The sequence below is a fragment of the uncultured Flavobacterium sp. genome (assembly GCF_963974175.1).
GTDB lineage: Bacteria > Bacteroidota > Bacteroidia > Flavobacteriales > Flavobacteriaceae > Flavobacterium.
In genome coordinates this window covers 53,460-70,621 of record NZ_CAXBBR010000009.1, presented here as the reverse complement: position 1 = coordinate 70,621, position 17,162 = coordinate 53,460, and the positions used below count along the sequence as shown (strand labels likewise).

Sequence of the window (17,162 nt, the reverse complement as noted above, 5' to 3'; positions counted from 1 at the left end):
CGGCTAAAAGCTACTACAAATCATTTGGGCAATTGGCTTAATGGAAAGTTGGTTTCGTATTTGGGATGATTTAGCAAATACGAAAAATAGGGCTTTATTTAGTCCCAAACCCACTATAGTACCAGGACGTTATGGGCAACCTTACCGCAGAATCAAGAATCTAACAAATAAAACAGAAATATTTCAATGGGATTATTCGACCTCTTTAAGAAGAAAAAAAGCCAACAGCCGTTGGATAATTTTACTTTAGAAACTCTTCTTCAAAAAGCAGCAACGGAACCAGCATATAGAGCAGAATTCTATAAGCGTATACTTTCTGCCGAATTAATTATTCTTACCCAAAATTCTGAAATCCAAAAAGGCAGTCAAATTTTGCAAGAAGATACTAAAGTTAAAATAGTTTCGTATCCAGATGGAAAAATCCCAGTATTCACATCAACAGATAGGATATTTGATAAAGGTATTGTTAAAGAAGAAGTTGAATATATGGAAATGACAGGAGAAAATCTTTTCGATTTAGCAAAAGGAGCAACTTTTCTTCTTAATCCATATTCGGAATATGGTAAAGAACTATTACCCGATGAAGTTGAAAGAATGTTAAGTGGTAAAATTCTAACTGACACATCAAAAACATTAACAATTGAGAAAAAGACTAAAGTTCAAATCGGACAACCAACAAAATACCCAACCGAAATCATTAATTCTTTAAAAATTTTGTTTGCAAATAAACCAAATTTAAAAGCAGCTTATCTTGGTTGGATTTTTGATTCCGAAAGTGGAGAACCTCCTCATTATATTTTCGGACTAGAGGCAGACGGAAATATTGAAAATTTAACACAAGAAGCAGGTTTTACAGCAAAACAATTTTTAGATGCAGACGACTTTGTTGACTTCATTAAAGTAGATAAGAAAAATGGTCTAAGTGATTATTTTTTAAATAGTGTAGAGCCATTTTATAAGCGCGAATAGTAAATAGATATTTTATAAAAAACAGCCGAAAAGAAAGGCAGCCACCAACCGCCATTTTTACATAGCTGGAATTTAGTGGAATTACCGCTTCGCATCAAGTTTTCGTTTAGCAGAAAATTGAGCGGCCACGAAGTTCCAGCCATCTCTAAGTGGCAAAACGTTGGTGGTCCTTTGAAACTTAATAATTAAGATCCTTTTCTATGAAAATAATTACAAAACTCTTGGTTGTATATATAATAGTGATCTCTCTTGGTTGTAATAAAAGAGTTTATGAAGGTGTCAAGAAACGTGATTTATCAAAAGATGTAGAAATGATAACCGACTTTGGTACTATTATTTTGCGCCTATCAGATGAAACACCAAAGCATCGTAATAACTTCATAAAGTTAGTTAACCAAAAATTTTATGATGGTATCGCATTTCATCGGGTAAAAGATAATTTTGTAATCCAAGCAGGAAACCCAACCACTAAAATCTCTAAAACGTATGATCCTGAAGGAGATCCAGAATTGTCATATACCATTGAATCTGAATTTAGAAAGGATCTTTTTCATAAACGAGGGGCATTAGGCGCAGCTAGAGAATCAGATATCTCTAATCCAAATCGTTCATCCAGTGGTTTCCAGTTTTACATTATTCAAACAGGAAAACAAACGGATAGCACTATAAATAAAGCCACAGAGAGAATTAATTCTATGACGGCAAAAAATAAAGTTTTCAATAGACCCGAATTAAAAGATGCTTTTGAACAATATCAAAAATTGAGCTTATTGTCTAAAGAAGAAGCCAGTGAAGAGGATATTGTTCAATTTGATATCCTTCAGAAAAAGTTTGATTCATTAACCACTGTTGAACTGGAAACGATGATAAAATATAGCCTTCCCGAAACTCAAAGAGAAATTTACAAAACTATTGGTGGTGAACCAAGATTAGACCAAAATTATACGATTTTTGGTGAAGTAATTAAAGGAATAGATGTTGTTGATCGTATTGCCAAAGTTGAAACAAATAAAGAAGATAAACCTATTAATGATATTCGTATAATATCTGTTAGAATGATTAAAAGAAAATCGTATAATTGAAAAAATGACCACCAACACGGTATAAAATTAATTGCTAGTACAAACCTACTTACGAAAATACTCGGATTTCTATTCCGTTCGTATTTGCTCAATTAGGTGCTTAAACAACGTAACTAATCTTATCTAAATACGTTAGGCACAAGCTTAAAAAAAATGAAACTGAACGAATACAAAATATCACTGATTTTCTGTGGAGTACTTTTGATTACTTCATTCATTCCAATTGTTCAAGTCATTTTAATGTATTGGAACGGCGGAACATTAGCTCTTACAGAAGATTTAATAGGAATAGAGACCCTTGACTTAGCTATATCATTAAATCTTATTTTTACGATTGTATCTCTCTTTGTCTATTTCAAATCAAAAACTATAGGAATGAAAATACTCTTTGCCGTACTGACAATGTTTTTCATAAATGGGTTAACAGTATTCGGATTTGAAAATGTTTTTAGCAATTCTGATGCACATTTTTATGCTTGGCAATTTATTGCAGGAGCGTTATTGACAGGTTTAGGACTTTTTACGGCTGACTTTTTTAGACACAAATGGAAATATGAATAAGTAAAAAATCGGATTTTGGGTTTAAGGACTTCAAAAGTGAGGGAGTTTGACTCGAACTAATATAGTTGCTTTTTAAAAAGGACAGTATTGAATAAGTTGAAAATCAATTGTAAAAAAGAAAAGCCAGCGCCTAAAAGCGATTTTGCCGGATTGGGTTATTCGACTTAATTTGAAGTTGGTCTTGTACTTGAATTATAAGTAATAATCCGAAAGATAAATCTTATATTAGTCCCTAAATCCGAGCAAAGCCAAGGGAAGTTAGACGATATAACTCCAAAAATTAAGAGAATTGTGAAGAAATAATGTTCCTTACTATTTAATAAAATAATTAATATTGTAAAATGCTTGAAATGAAAAATATTATTTACACATTATTTGTACTTTTTACTTTGTCAATATTTGGGCAAGCTGAAAAGTTTAAAAAAGACTTTAGAGTAGATTTGTTAACTATCGAAAAAAACACAAAAGACACTTTAATTGGAACATTTACTGAAGTATATTCTGGAAATAAAAGAATTCAAGCGAAATGTTGTTCTGATTTTGATGGAATTGACATTTTTTATTTGAACCCTCAAGACATTGTTGATAATACTATCTATATGAAATTTTATGCCCGAAAATGTAAACCATTTAAAAAGAAGTTTATAATTAAAAGTGACTTAAAAACAACAATTTATCTTAGCTACGGAAAAACAGATTATAACACTAAAATAGATGACTTTTTAATGATGTTTAAGAAGTTAAATATCGAAAGGGATACTTTTAAGTGTGGAACAGTTGATTAAACTTATAATGCAAAAATAATTAGGACGAGATTTATAATAAACTTAAAAAGAGACTAACAAAACGTAAAAACATTGTGAATAATTGTTACATCGCCTAACAGCCGTTTGGCGAGATTGGGCTTTTAGTAGAATTACCGTTTCGCATCAAGTTTTCGTTAAGCCGAAAATTGAGCGGTTACGAACTTCCAGCCATCTCAAAGTGGCATAACGTTATGCGTCAACCTAAAAGACGACCGTGCTACATTGAACGGACAGAAAAAAAGCCAATCGCACATTTAGCACATTTGGTTTTGCCCGACACACAAGCCGACCCTTCGCAAAACCAAAAGAGCTAAATCACCCACCGCTGACCAAAATGACGACCTTTTGAAAAATATATTTAAGAATTTGCTTAAATAAGCAAACTATTTATATCTTTGTTACGTTATTAAATCAAAACAAAAAAATAATGGACAACAATCAATCGTGTATTAGGGTGTTTGCCGACAAGGTTCAGATAGACAATTGTAGAGAAACTTTACGGGCAAACGACAAGGCATTTGGACAATTGAGCGGTTTGTTGGCTCTTGCAGGAAATGAAGTGAGGCTAAAAATTTTATTTCTTTTAGAAGAAGAAAACGAACTCTGCCCCTGCGACTTATCAGACATTTTAGGAATGAGCATTCCTGCCGTATCACAACATTTGAGGAAACTTAAAGACGGAAACATTATTGAAGGAAGAAGAGAAGGACAAACCATTTTCTACTCTCTTAAACCAGAACAACTGACTTTGCTTCGACCGTTTTTCACAATTATTTCTAACAAACATTTCAAAAAGGAAACAGTATGAATAACAAATCAAAATCAGGAAAACTTGAAGGAGCGAGTATCCTATCAGCCATTGCAGCATCACTTTGTTGCATAACACCAGTTTTAGCCCTTATATCAGGTGCTGGAGGCATTGCCTCATCATTTTCTTGGTTAGAACCTGCAAGACCATACTTACTTGGTATTACCGTTTTAGTTTTGGGTTTTGCTTGGTATCAAAAACTCAAACCACGAACAGCCGAAGAAATACAATGTGATTGCGAAGAAGGCGAGAAAGCACCTTTTATGCAAACCAAAAAGTTTTTAGGAATTGTAACGGTGTTTGCATTTTTGATGATGGCTTTTCCATATTACGGACACATTTTTTACCCAAAAGCAGACAAAGAGGTTGTAGTAGTTTCTTCTGACAACATTCAAGAAGTAAAATTCAATGTAAGCGGAATGACTTGTGCGAGCTGCGAAGAACACGTAAAACACGCAGTGAATGAGTTGCCAGGAATTGTAAGTGTTTCGGCTAACAGCGTTAAAGGAATTGCTAATGTTAAATTTGATAATTCTAAAACGGACAAAGCAACTATCACAAAAGCAATAGACGGAACAGGTTACAAAGTTTCAGGAGAAGTAACAAATGAAAATCCTGCACACGGTGAAAGTGGACACGTTTGTGGTCCTAATGGTTGTAAATAATTTTTTTGATTACATTATTAAGAATTTAATTAAATAATAAAATGAATAAAGAAACAATAAAACTCGATATAACCGGAATGACCTGCGACCATTGTGCAACAGGAATTGAAAAATTACTTTCAAAAAATGAAGGTATATCGGAAGCCAACGTAAGCTACTCAAACGGAAGTTGCGAATGTTCGTTTGACCCAAACAAGACAAGCAAAGAACAAATTGTCAATACTATTAACGAAACAAAAACCTACAAAGTAAAAGCGGTTAAGGAAAATAGCGATACTAACAGAAACCATTTTGATTTAATCATTATTGGCGGTGGTTCGGCAGCATTTTCCGCAGCTATTAAAGCTGATAGTTTGGGATTAACCACTTTAATGGTAAACGGTGGCTTGGACTTTGGCGGAACTTGTGTAAATGTAGGTTGTGTGCCGTCAAAGAACTTAATCCGAGCAGGAGAAACTGCATATCACGCCACACATTCTAACTTTGCAGGCATCAAGCCCAAAGGAGCTGAGATTGATTTTGCACAGGTTATCAAGGACAAGAAAAAATTGGTGGCTACACTTCAAGAAAAAAAATATATGGATGTTGTCAGCGATTTTGAAAACCTAACAATGGTTACAGGCTGGGCAGAATTTAAAGACAACAAAACCATCGTTGTTGATGGTCAAAAAGAATTCACCGCTTTGAAATTTATCATTGCCACAGGTGCTACAACTAATATACCCGATATAGAAGGTCTAAATGAAATTGGTTTTCTTACCAATGTTTCGCTTTTTGATTTAGAAGAAAAACCCGAAAGCATTACCATTATGGGTGCTGGTTACATAGGGTTAGAAATCGCAATGGCATACAACCGTCTGGGTGTAAAAGTACGTATCATTGAATTTACAGACCGAGTATTAAGAACCCAGACACCTGACATCAGTGAAGCATTGGAAACTCAAATGCGAAAAGAAGGTATTGAAATCTTACCCAATTTCAGAGCGGTAAAATTTGAGAAAAAAGAAAACGAAACAATCATTCATTGCAAATGTCCAGACGGTTCTTTTACACAAATCATAGAAAAAGGAAAAGTTGTAGTGGCATCAGGAACAAAACCTAATACGCAAAAATTGGGATTGCAAAATATTGGGTTGGAAATTGATAAAACAGGACACATTTTGGTAAACGAAAAAATGGAAACCAATTTACCAAACATATATGCTATAGGCGATGTGACGAATACGCCAGCATTTGTTTATACAGCGGCTTTTGAAGGAAAAATTGCAGTTGAAAATGCTTTTACAGGAACAGAAAACAAAGCCGACTATTCTTCATTGCCTTGGGTTGTTTTTACCGACCCACAAGTGGCAGGTGCAGGTTTGGACGAAGCACAAGCGGAAGCTCAAAACATTCCGTTTGAAGTTTCTAAAATAGAATTGAAGGACGTTCCAAGAGCCATAGCAGCAAATGACACAAGAGGTTTTATCAAACTCATTCGCAACACAGACACAGACAAACTAATCGGAGCAAGAATAGTAGCACCTGAAGGTGGAGAACTTATTCAACAATTAAGTATGGCTATCAAACACGGAATAACTGTAAAAGATTTGGCAGAAAGTTTTTATCCATATTTGACATTAGGAGAAGGAATAAAATTAGCAGCCATCACATTCGGCAAGGACATTTCTAAATTAAGTTGTTGTGCAAGTTAATTCCCTTTCACAGTCATACACTCTTGCAAGTCGCACAAGCCAACGCTAAACCAAAACTTGCAAGAGAGTATGCCTCTCCAACCGCACAGACACAGCAATATTGGACAGACAAACCACGACCGAGAAAGAAGGGCGAACGCATAACAGCCGTTTGGCAAGATTTCGAATTTTGTGGTAGATTCGCGTTTACGTTCCGCAAGAAATTTTATCTTTAGAGGAAAATAAACGGTTACGAAGTTCGCAACCTCGCCAAGCCCGAAATCGTCATATAAAACCACAAACTGTGTAGAAATTATTTGTGAAAGGCTACGTTTAATTTGTACATCTGGGTGAAATAGCAACTTATCTGTTTATAGTCTTTTTTTTAGACAAGTTATAGAAGAAGCTAGTCTCAACTACGAGAAAAACTCTTTGGTCACTACAACCAATTCTTGAGTATGCTCTGGTAATTCAGTTCCTGAATAAGGGTGTGATCCTCCAAAAACATGATTGGCTTCTAAAATTACATGGCTTTTTGCTTTACTAAAATGTTTCTTTAACAAATTGAACTCTTCCATTTTCACCGCTTGATCATTCGTTCCTTGAATAATCAAATACGGAATTTGGAGCTTTTGACCCGCATTAACCAAACTGTACTTTTCTTTATTGGTTTCAAGATCATCCAAAACAGTTATCTCCAAAGGCATCATTTGATTAGTTCTCGCATTTTTAATATACTGAACACCATCAGCTCTCCACTGGTCCATAAATTTTGAATTCCAAGAACGATGAAAATCAAACGGACTCGCCCACGTACATACTTTTTCAATTTTAGTATCGTATTGCGTGCAATACAATAATGCCGAAACGCCTCCCTTGCTATGACCTATTATAAAAAATTTATCTGTGTTAATTACAGGTAAAATTGTTGGTAATTCGTTGACTATAAATTGCTCCACGCTCTCAATATCTTCCATTTCCTTTCCCAAAGTATTAGTAGCAAATTTATCGAGGTCCGTAAATTCGACTGCATCTTCTAGTCCCATTCCGTTATGCGAAAAATTAAACTTTAAGAAAGCAAAACCATTTTCTACGAAATAGTCGGCGACCATTTGCCAACAACCCCAGTCTTTAAAACCTTTAAATCCATGACAAAAAATGATTACTCCTTTTTGTTCCCGAGATTCAGAATAACTTAAATCCATTGCAAATTTTTGCTGTGATGCTCCTTCGAGAATAAATTTTCTATTTAATATCATGATTTTTATTTTTAGGCTTCATTAACTAGCCTAACAAAGATAAGAAGTTGACAAAACTATTGCTTTTAAAATTATAGTATTTCAAAACAAGACAGTGAATGTCATCATTATATGGAGATCAAACACTGTTTTCGCAAGTACTTTGATTATTAATTCGTGCTAATTATTAAAATTCGTAAAAAAAACAGTTGTAGAAACCAAAGATAGAGGTGGTATAGCACAGCGTTTTAACGATAATTAGAGAGGAATTAAAAATTATTTTTTTACCCGAAGCACTGGGGCAATCTCATAGGCCACAACTATGAAATGACTTGTACTATTTTATTTGTATAGTAGCTTAATGAATAAGCCTGAAGCATCGTGGTAATTTACTAGTTAGTGACAAGCCTAAAACCACACAACTCGTCAGAAAGACCAAATTTATTCTTGTTTTTACTTATTTTAGTATTTGCTTAAATAAGAAATAAATGTAACTTTGTGTTATGGAAAATAATTCTTGCATAAGACAACAAGCAGACATTGAGCAAATAAACCGTTGTAAAGACACCGTTTTGCAATTAAACGAATCGTTTGACTATTTAGCCAATGGGCTTTCATTAGTTGGAAACAACGTAAGACTTAAAATACTTTACCTACTCTTTGAGGAAAAAAGACTTTGCGTTTGTGATATAAGCGATATTCTTGGAATGAACATTTCTGCTATTTCTCAACACTTGCGCAAAATGAAAGATAGAAATCTATTAGAAACTGATAGAGAAGCTCAAACTATTTTTTACTCACTAACTACTGAATACGAAAAATTACTGCATCCGTTTTTTGAAATACTTGATAAAAATAAAATAGTAGACGCGATATGAAAAGTGAAAAAAAATTAATAGGTGCAGGTTTGCTCACCGCAATTACAGCTTCACTATGTTGCATTACACCTATTTTGGCTATAATCGCAGGAACAAGCGGAATTGCCTCAACATTTTCTTGGATAGAACCTTTTAGACCTTATCTAATTGGATTGACAATTTTGGTTCTTGGTTTTGCTTGGTATCATATATTAAAACCTAAAAATGAAATCGACTGCGAATGTGAAACGGACAACCTGACTGCCAGTAAGCCAGGAAACCCAAAACTTATTCAATCAAAAATATTTTTAAGAATTGTAACGGTCTTTGCAGTTATAATGCTGGCTTTTCCATACTATTCGGGAGTATTCTACCCAAACACAGAAAAGCAAATAATCGTAGTTGACAAATTAAACATTCAATCAACGGAGTTTAAAATCAGTGGAATGACCTGTGCAAGTTGTGAAGAACACGTAAATAAACTCAACGGAATTGTAACCTCAAAAGTATCCTATGAAAATGGAAACGCAATCATTGAATTTGACAGCACCAAAACCAATGAAACTGACATTACAAAAGTAATTAACTCAACAGGCTACAAAGTAACTAACAAAAAAGAAAACTAATGGAAATCCAATTAAAATCAGAAATTACTTGTCCAAACTGCGGACATAAAAAAATTGAAGAAATGCCTACAGAATCCTGTCAATTCTTTTACGAATGTGAAAGCTGTAAAAAGGTATTACGCCCAAACGATGGCGACTGCTGTGTATATTGTAGTTATGGCTCCGTAAAATGTCCTTCGATACAGCAGAACGAAAGCTGTTGCTAAAAAGCCAAAATAACAAACTCCACATTTACTTTCCCTAATACATAAGAGAACAGCATCACAAAAAACAAACAAAACAATTCAGTAGTATAAAAATTGTATTTATTAACTTTGCGATTGCTTATGAAAGGAACAACAATCATATTATCGCTGCTACTACTTTTTTTGTCAATAAAACCTTGTTCTAACCGTAATAATACGGAAGACCAACACCAAGACGAAATAAGTGTGAACCACAATCATCAAAACGAAAGCGATGATTCATGTCCTGTTACTTGCATTTGCAACTGTTGCGGAATGTCTATCACTTCTGAACCTCTTACGTCCTTCAATTTTGAAGTAGAAACAGAAATTCCAACAACAGTATTTTCTTCTTATCAATCAATCTATCGATTTGATTTTGATTCTAATATTTGGCAACCGCCGCAATTGATTAGCTAATTAACTGACTACAAAGTCAAAAAAAACAAATTACTAAATCAATTTATATCTTCAATGAAGAAATACATCTTGAGCGCAATGCTCATCATTACAGCGTGCTTTTCATTAAAAGCGCAAACATCAGCCGTGCAAATAAAAGTAATTACGGCCACCGAAAACGAACCCTTATTAGGCGCAACGGTTTACTTTGAAAAAGTAGAAAAAGGAGCAGTAACTGATCGTGACGGAAATGCCTCTTTTACCGAAATTCCAAATGGACAACACATTATTACAATTTCTTATTTAGGCTATAAAACCCTAAAAACAAGTATTCTTACACCCAGTGCAACCGCATTAATTTTCAAATTAACAACTGACGACGATCACGAACTGGACGAAGTGGTAGTACAATCGTCGAGAAGTACAAGAACCGTTAGGAAAATCCCAACAAGAATAGAGTTTATTGGTGGCGAAGAACTGGGCGAAAAAGCGGCTATGAATCCAACCAATATTTCTATGGTACTTCGAGAAAGTACAGGAATACAAATGCAGCAAACTTCTTTAAGTAGTGGAAGTACAAATATTAAGATTCAAGGTCTTGATGGACGATACACACAGCTTTTAAGAGACGGATTTCCTCTCTATGGAGGATTTTCAAGTGGTTTGAGTATTTTGCAAATTCCGCCCTTAGACTTGCAACAATTTGAAATTATTAAAGGAAGCTCCTCTACTCTTTATGGTGGTGGCGCTATAGCAGGTTTGGTAAATATGGTATCAAAAACACCTGGTGATGAGGCAGATTTAGATATTATGCTCACTCAAACACAGGCATTAGGAAGCACTGCTAATGTATTTTATAGCAAAAGGAACGAGAATGTGGGGATTTCTTTATACGGCTCTGGACATTATCAAAAAGCATATGATACAGAAGACGATGACTTTAGTAATTTACCAAAAACAAAATCCATTTCATTTAACCCAAAATTCTATTATTACCCATCAGAAAAAACTACTTTTTGGTTTGGATTGAACGGGACTTACGATGATCGAATCGGTGGCGATATGACAGCGATTAAAAGTGGTAAAAATGGAATTCACCAATACACCGAAGAAAACATTTCAAAAAGGCTAAGCAGTCAAGCAGTGTATCAAACGCAACTGGATTCAGTAAGTTCTTTTCATATCAAAAATAGTATCTCCTTTTTTGACCGAAATCTTACTGTTCCTGATTTTAACTTTGACGGTAAGCAAATAAATACCTTCACCGAAATTAACTATCAAAGAGAATCCCAAAAAACGGAATGGATTTTTGGTGCCAATATATACTCCTCAAACTTTGATGAAAATGAAAATGCTACACTGCAACGCGACCAAAAAGATCTTACCTACGGAATGTTTATCAACAACATCTATGACCTTTCAGACAATTGGATCTTAGAAACAGGATTAAGAGGCGATTACAACACTGATTTTGGCTTTTTTCCACTACCAAGGTTGTCTTTACTATACAAAAATGATAGCGGATTTTCGAGCAGAATTGGTGGTGGTTTAGGCTATAAAATTCCTGATATTTTTACTGAAGAGGCAGAATATATTAATTTTAAAGATGTACTTGCTATCGATAAATCAATAGTAAAACCAGAGCGTTCCTACGGTGTTAATTTTGATGTAAACTATAACGTAAACTTATTTGACGTAGTAGGTTTTTCCATCAATCAACTATTTTACGTCACCGCAATTAACAATGCTTTACTATTGAATAGCACAAATGATGGCTTCTTTACCTATGAGAATGCAACGGATAAAATTCTAAGCAAAGGAGCTGAAACTAATATCAAGTTCAGCTACAAAGATTTTAGATGGTTTTTAAATTATGCGCTAATAGATACCAGACTAAATTATTTACAAGGAAATCCACAAAAACCTTTAACTGCAAAACACAACGGAGGAAGCGTTTTTATGTATGAATCTGAAAAATGGCGCATCGGATTCGAAACCTTTTATACAGGAAAGCAGTTGTTATCAAACGGAACTGAGACAACAGATTTTACTACAGTGGGTTTATTGCTCATGCGAAATTTAAAGTTTGGTAGTGTTTTCGTGAATTTTGAAAACTTTACAGACAGAAGACAAAGTAGATTTTCACCACTGCTATTACCGCCTCACGAAAACCCAGTATTTCCAGAACTATACGCCCCTACTGACGGGTTTATATTTAGTTTAGGAATTATTATAAAACCTTTTGGAAATGAGGAACACTAGAATAAAATAGAATTATCAAGGTATTGAATTACCATGCCACAGAATTCGTGTGCTAGCGGTATCATTACTATAACTAGTTGTGTAAAAAAAATGATTTGTACCTCCAAAAAAAACTTATCTTTAACAGAAGCAAATCACTCCCAATTCAGCTGATAATCACTTATATTCAAACAATGAAAATATTATATATCTCACTTGGAGTACTACTCATAGCCTTTATTATTGTACAAATTTATGTTATGAGGGAGCAAAAAAATATTGAAACCTATCCTTATGTTGTCAATAAAAAATACGACGCATTTGAAATCCGTAGCTACGAGGCCAGTTTATTTACTTCCGTCAAGCTCTCCACAAAGGAATACAAAGAGGCATCTAGTAAGGGTTTCTCCATTTTAGCAGGGTATATTTTTGGCGGTAATGAAAGAAACGAAAAAATATCCATGACCTCACCGGTAGCGATGTCTCTCGAAGATTCTATGACGATGATGTTTTTGGTTCCAAAAAAATTCAAAAAAGAAACACTTCCTCAGCCTAGCCAATCGCAGATAGAATTTCGAGAAGAACCCGCAAAAACTGTTGCTGCCATATCCTTTGGCGGTTGGGCTAGTGATAAGAAAATAGAAAAGTATAAAGAGAAACTAAAAGTAGCTTTAGATACCGAGGGAATTAAGCACACTAACCGATTTTACTTTTTAGGGTACAATCCTCCTTTTGAAGTTTTTAATCGTAAAAACGAAATTATTGTCGAGTTGTAAAACAAATACATATTAATAGTTCAAAAATCCGATTGGTGTAAGCCAGTCGGATTTTTTTATATCTTATATTTTGGGCGTACCCCCACTTCCACTTCATTTCGGTGCGGTCGCGCTGTATGCTATATATTTTATTTCATTGCATTCCATAAAAGGCTTCCATCCCTTGCGCAACACCTGAACATACATGATGATTTGTACTATTTTATCTATATATTAGCTTACGGATTTAGTCTGGTTTTTATGAGACTGATATACAAATTATGTACAACTTTCGGAAAACCGAACTTACAAAGAAATCATATGCATATAAATACGTTTTGGAAAATTGTTATCAAGTCAATTGGATTATGGCTTTTAGTAAATTGTGTTTGGATAATTCCTCAATTTACATCAACTTTAAGTTTTATCGACAGTGAGATCGGTTGGAATAATTTGATCTTAGTTTGGTTTATGTGTTTTATAACTTTACTAGTTTATGTTTTGGTTACGAGATTATTTCTATTTAAAACGGAATGGATTATTAAAATCTTAAAACTGGATCAAAAATTCATAGAAGAAAGAATTGAATTAGAGCTTCCTGCGCAAACAGTTTTAGCAATAACAGTAACTATAATTGGAGCAGTATGGTTTTTAAAATCATTCCCCAGTCTCGCTACTTCAATATTCGACTTTTTAAAACAAAAAGAACTACTTATAAATTACCTTGAAACGGGCTGGCTGATGTACTATTTCTTTTCAACAGTAATCGGTTTTTTGATAATGACAAATGGAAAATCCGTTAGTAATTATATTTGGAAAGACATTTCACAAAATCAAAACAGCTAGTAATGGAGTTCTAGACGAATTGACTGATGTACGATCACTGGAACATCTTTATCATGAAAGAGAAAACTAAGCCCACTTAAACCAAAACATAGCTTACAGGAGCTTTGACACTATTAATTGTAGAAACACATTGAAAATAAGACCTTATATAGAGAATGACAAAGTCGCAGTGATTGAACTTCTAAGATCAAACACACCTACTTTTTTTGCCCCAGCAGAAGAAAAAGATTTAATAGCCTATCTTGATAAAGAGATAGAAGATTACTTTGTAGTTGAAGAAAATAGTAAAATTATAGCAGCAGCTGGAATCAACTATTTTCCAAAAGAAAAAACGGCTTACATTTCTTGGGATATTATTGAACCTGAATCACAAGGAAAAGGAATTGGAAAAAAATTGACTGAACACAGAATTAACTATTTGAATAAGAATTTTGAAATTGATCTAATTATTGTAAGAACGACTCAACTTGTTTACAAATTCTACGAAAAGATGGGGTTCAAGCTTATGAAAGTCGAAAAAAATTATTGGGCAGAGAGCTTTGACTTATATTACATGGAGCTAAAGAATAAAAATGTCATTGAACAACAGTAGCGCAATAAAAAAGGCTTTAGTATAATTATCATATGACGATGATGTCCCCGTTAACCATAAAACACTGTTTTCCCATCTCTTGTGAATCGTGTAACTTTCAAACATTGTCACTAATCTAAAACCATATTTGTATAAAATGATAAAATCTCGATTTTCTTTCAAAACATATCTTTTTGTCGCTATGATAATCCCCACATTCTTTTTGCCAATTTATCTTTTTATAAATAGAGTGGAAACATTTGGAGAAAATTGTAATTTGAAATTTTTATTTGTCTCTTCAATTATGTTATTTACATGCTTTTGGTTTATTTTAGGAACTATAAAACGCGTGCTTTGGATAGAAATAAATAGCCAAGAAATAAGAATAACTAATATTTTATTTTCTAAAACAAAAATCAAAATAAGCACTTTTGATGGTTTTGAAACTTCAATCGAAGCTTCTAATGCGGGAAATTATGAAGTAATGTATCTGATAAAAAATAAAAAAAGTCTGGTTCATATATCCGAATTCCACTTAGCTAATTATAAAGAATTGAAAAGCTCTATTGAAATAAAAATGAGCAATTTAGGATATGTTCCTTTTCGTTTTTTTTCTGATTGGAAAAGATATTGGTAAAAACACCCCCACGGCTATGGCTTCAATGGGCTTCAGAAGCCAATAACCGAGCAATAATAAATAAACGAAATAATAAACCATTATTGAACCCTCCAAGGCTGGTAGCTGTTACCACTTACACTTCCGTCTTTCAATCTTAACGTTATGAATTTTGAGTATACAAGAAGCTTTAATGCTTCTTTTTTTATGGAAGGCCTCAATAGCATGGTTTTCCTTCTCTTCTTTTTATACAACCACTTAACCATTGCGTCAGCTTCTAAACAGCAACCCAACTTAAACATTCAAAGTTCCCATCCTAAGAATGAGATATGACTATTCAAGAGTAAGAATCGTGAAGAAATTTGGTTGAAAAATAAATAAACTACTAATTATAATACAAGTTGTGCCTAGATATGAGAAAGCCGTTTTACCTCTAAATTAGGCTGATTAAAGGTCAACTGCTAGTATCTATTACATATCAAATTTATATTTTGTTTAATTATTTTCTAAAAATGCTGAACAAAACATATAAATGATTACCTTTGAGTATCTTAATTTAATTTAAACTTAAAAATATTAGCTATGAAATTAGTAAAAACAATTAGTGCATTTGTATTAGTAGGAGTAATAACTGCTTCTTGTGGTCAAAAAAAAGAAGCTGAATCGACAGAGATGGCAGATTCAACAGTAGTAGCAATGGACACAACCGCAGTTGTTGAGACTCCAAACATCGTAGGCGTAGCTGCTGGAAATGCAGATTTCTCAACGCTTGTAACAGCAGTAACAGCTGCAGGATTAGTTGAAACTTTAAGCGGAGATGGGCCTTTCACCGTTTTTGCTCCTAATAACGCTGCATTTGCAAAGCTTCCAGCCGGAACTGTAGACAGCTTATTGAAACCAGAAAATTTGGACAAACTGAAAGCAGTATTGACTTATCATGTTGTGTCAGGAAAATTTGACGCTGCAACAGTAATTGATGCAATAAACAAAAATAACGGAAAATACAGTGTTACAACTGTTCAGGGAGGTACAATCGTTTTAAGCTTGAAAGACGGAAAAGTGATGTTGACTGACGCAAATGGTGGAACAGCAACAGTTATTCTTGCCGATGTAGCTGCTTCAAATGGAGTGATTCATGCAATAGATACCGTGGTAATGCCTAAATAACATTTTAACTTCTTTATTTAAAAACCGTTGCAGCAGTGTAACGGTTTATTCTACCAACTAAGGCTGTACGTAAGTTGGTCCACAATACAAATCAGTTCGCTTAAGAAACTGATACGATCATCTCCTATTACAGTAATCACATTAAAACGTGGAGTCCAGAACCCACTAAAAAAAACGGGGCGCCATCCGACAAGCCATACATGTAGGACTAAAATAATTAATAAACTATGTTTTATAAATTTAACTTGACTGATAAGTTGCTATTTATTGCGGCCTTTGCTTCATTAGTGTACTCTGAAATTTTATTTTTTAATGGCTACGAAAATCATGCGATTTTCATAGGACTTTGGGTACCATCAATACTTTGTTTTGGCATTTACTTACATCTAATAAAAAGAAAAAAAAATGACTGATTTTATACCCTATTTCGCAGGAATAATCACCTTATTGTTTGGTGTTGCATTTGCCTATGCTTTAACAAGTACTAGTGAAAAAGACGCAGAACTGCAACAAAAGATTAAGGATAGTAAATTATAACCCACTCTACTTGAGGACTTCACTTAACCATGAGTGAAGCACCTCTTTTAGACCTTATTACAAAATTTGACATCGCAGCATCCTATCAAGTTAATAACAAAAAATGTAACTTTACGCTAATACGCGGGACGCTGTAAAACTAACCTATGAAAACTAAATCAATTCGCCCCTTTATTGGTGCCAAAGACTTTGAATTGTCGCGAAATTTTTATCTTGAATTGGGTTTTGAAGAAACTATTTTGGGCAATACGATGTCTGTCTTCAAAATGGAAGAAGTAGCTTTTTATTTGCAAGATGCTTACGTTCGGGATTGGATAGACAATTCTATGCTTTTTTTAGAAGTAGATAGTGTCGATGATTTTTGGGCATCACTTTTAACCTTGGATCTTACCACTAAATATACTGATGTGAAACTTGTTCCCATTCAGGAATACGACTGGGGAAAAGAATGTTTCCTGCACGATCCCTCCGGTATTCTATGGCACATTGGAGAATTTTTCACTTATTAAAATTCGGGGAAA

Annotated in this window: 20 protein-coding genes; 19 read left to right on the top strand and 1 reads right to left on the bottom strand. The window is 34.0% G+C overall.

Annotated elements, in window-relative coordinates; translation table 11 throughout:
* Positions 1-186: 186 nt before the first annotated feature.
* The 7 genes from AAC069_RS13700 (at position 187) to merA (ending at position 6,585) form a co-directional block, all read left to right on the top strand.
* Complete coding sequence (locus AAC069_RS13700) at positions 187-969, top strand: enhanced serine sensitivity protein SseB C-terminal domain-containing protein (RefSeq protein ID WP_339921025.1); 783 nt, start codon at positions 187-189, stop codon at positions 967-969.
* A 200-nt stretch (positions 970-1,169) separates the two neighbouring features.
* Positions 1,170-2,051: a peptidylprolyl isomerase gene (locus tag AAC069_RS13695; protein ID WP_339921024.1), complete on the top strand. Its 882-nt coding sequence runs from the start codon at positions 1,170-1,172 to the stop codon at positions 2,049-2,051.
* Positions 2,052-2,204: 153 nt separating this feature from the next.
* Positions 2,205-2,612 carry a hypothetical protein gene (locus AAC069_RS13690; protein ID WP_339921023.1) on the top strand — a complete coding sequence of 136 codons (408 nt, stop codon included), beginning with the start codon at positions 2,205-2,207 and terminating at the stop codon, positions 2,610-2,612.
* Positions 2,613-2,962: 350 nt separating this feature from the next.
* A complete protein-coding gene (locus AAC069_RS13685) occupies positions 2,963-3,397 on the top strand; it encodes a hypothetical protein (RefSeq protein WP_339921022.1) in 435 nt (144 codons plus the stop codon).
* 448 nt (positions 3,398-3,845) lie between these two features.
* Complete coding sequence (locus AAC069_RS13680) at positions 3,846-4,226, top strand: metalloregulator ArsR/SmtB family transcription factor (RefSeq protein WP_339921021.1); 381 nt, start codon at positions 3,846-3,848, stop codon at positions 4,224-4,226.
* Entirely contained in the window at positions 4,223-4,891 is a 669-nt protein-coding gene (gene merTP, locus AAC069_RS13675; protein ID WP_339921020.1) for a mercuric transport protein MerTP, read from the top strand. Before AAC069_RS13680 ends, merTP (AAC069_RS13675) begins: the two co-directional genes overlap by 4 nt.
* 41 nt (positions 4,892-4,932) lie before the next feature.
* Positions 4,933-6,585: a mercury(II) reductase gene (merA, locus tag AAC069_RS13670; protein WP_339921019.1), complete on the top strand. Its 1,653-nt coding sequence runs from the start codon at positions 4,933-4,935 to the stop codon at positions 6,583-6,585.
* 395 nt (positions 6,586-6,980) lie between these two features.
* Here merA and AAC069_RS13665 read toward each other — a convergent pair whose 3' ends face one another.
* The gene (locus AAC069_RS13665; RefSeq protein WP_339921018.1) at positions 6,981-7,823 is read right to left on the bottom strand and encodes an alpha/beta hydrolase; all 843 of its coding nucleotides are present in this window, start codon (positions 7,821-7,823) and stop codon (positions 6,981-6,983) included.
* Between the two features lie 482 nt (positions 7,824-8,305).
* Between AAC069_RS13665 and AAC069_RS13660 the strand changes: the two genes are divergently transcribed.
* The 12 genes from AAC069_RS13660 (at position 8,306) to AAC069_RS13605 (ending at position 17,150) form a co-directional block, all read left to right on the top strand.
* A complete protein-coding gene (locus AAC069_RS13660; protein ID WP_339921017.1) occupies positions 8,306-8,680 on the top strand; it encodes a metalloregulator ArsR/SmtB family transcription factor in 375 nt (124 codons plus the stop codon).
* On the top strand, positions 8,677-9,285 hold the full coding sequence (merTP, locus tag AAC069_RS13655; protein WP_339921016.1) for a mercuric transport protein MerTP: 609 nt from the start codon (positions 8,677-8,679) through the stop codon (positions 9,283-9,285). The genes AAC069_RS13660 and merTP (AAC069_RS13655) overlap by 4 nt, the downstream gene beginning before the upstream one ends.
* Entirely contained in the window at positions 9,285-9,491 is a 207-nt protein-coding gene (locus AAC069_RS13650; protein WP_339921015.1) for a GDCCVxC domain-containing (seleno)protein, read from the top strand. Before merTP (AAC069_RS13655) ends, AAC069_RS13650 begins: the two co-directional genes overlap by 1 nt.
* A 120-nt stretch (positions 9,492-9,611) precedes the next feature.
* On the top strand, positions 9,612-9,929 hold the full coding sequence (locus AAC069_RS13645; protein WP_339921014.1) for a DUF6660 family protein: 318 nt from the start codon (positions 9,612-9,614) through the stop codon (positions 9,927-9,929).
* A gap of 54 nt (positions 9,930-9,983) precedes the next feature.
* Entirely contained in the window at positions 9,984-12,170 is a 2,187-nt protein-coding gene (locus AAC069_RS13640) for a TonB-dependent receptor (RefSeq protein WP_339921013.1), read from the top strand.
* Between the two features lie 173 nt (positions 12,171-12,343).
* Positions 12,344-12,925 carry a heme-binding protein gene (locus AAC069_RS13635; RefSeq protein ID WP_339921012.1) on the top strand — a complete coding sequence of 194 codons (582 nt, stop codon included), beginning with the start codon at positions 12,344-12,346 and terminating at the stop codon, positions 12,923-12,925.
* A gap of 300 nt (positions 12,926-13,225) precedes the next feature.
* Positions 13,226-13,750, top strand: a complete 525-nt coding sequence (locus AAC069_RS13630) for a hypothetical protein (RefSeq protein ID WP_339921011.1) — start codon at positions 13,226-13,228, stop codon at positions 13,748-13,750.
* Positions 13,751-13,880: 130 nt separating this feature from the next.
* Positions 13,881-14,342 carry an N-acetyltransferase gene (locus AAC069_RS13625; protein WP_339921010.1) on the top strand — a complete coding sequence of 154 codons (462 nt, stop codon included), beginning with the start codon at positions 13,881-13,883 and terminating at the stop codon, positions 14,340-14,342.
* Between the two features lie 229 nt (positions 14,343-14,571).
* On the top strand, positions 14,572-14,958 hold the full coding sequence (locus tag AAC069_RS13620; RefSeq protein ID WP_339921009.1) for a hypothetical protein: 387 nt from the start codon (positions 14,572-14,574) through the stop codon (positions 14,956-14,958).
* Positions 14,959-15,519: 561 nt separating this feature from the next.
* Positions 15,520-16,104 carry a fasciclin domain-containing protein gene (locus AAC069_RS13615; protein WP_339921008.1) on the top strand — a complete coding sequence of 195 codons (585 nt, stop codon included), beginning with the start codon at positions 15,520-15,522 and terminating at the stop codon, positions 16,102-16,104.
* Between the two features lie 405 nt (positions 16,105-16,509).
* The gene (locus AAC069_RS13610) at positions 16,510-16,641 is read left to right on the top strand and encodes a hypothetical protein (RefSeq protein ID WP_339921007.1); all 132 of its coding nucleotides are present in this window, start codon (positions 16,510-16,512) and stop codon (positions 16,639-16,641) included.
* Positions 16,642-16,787: 146 nt separating this feature from the next.
* Positions 16,788-17,150, top strand: a complete 363-nt coding sequence (locus tag AAC069_RS13605; RefSeq protein WP_339921006.1) for a glyoxalase — start codon at positions 16,788-16,790, stop codon at positions 17,148-17,150.
* Positions 17,151-17,162: the final 12 nt, after the last annotated feature.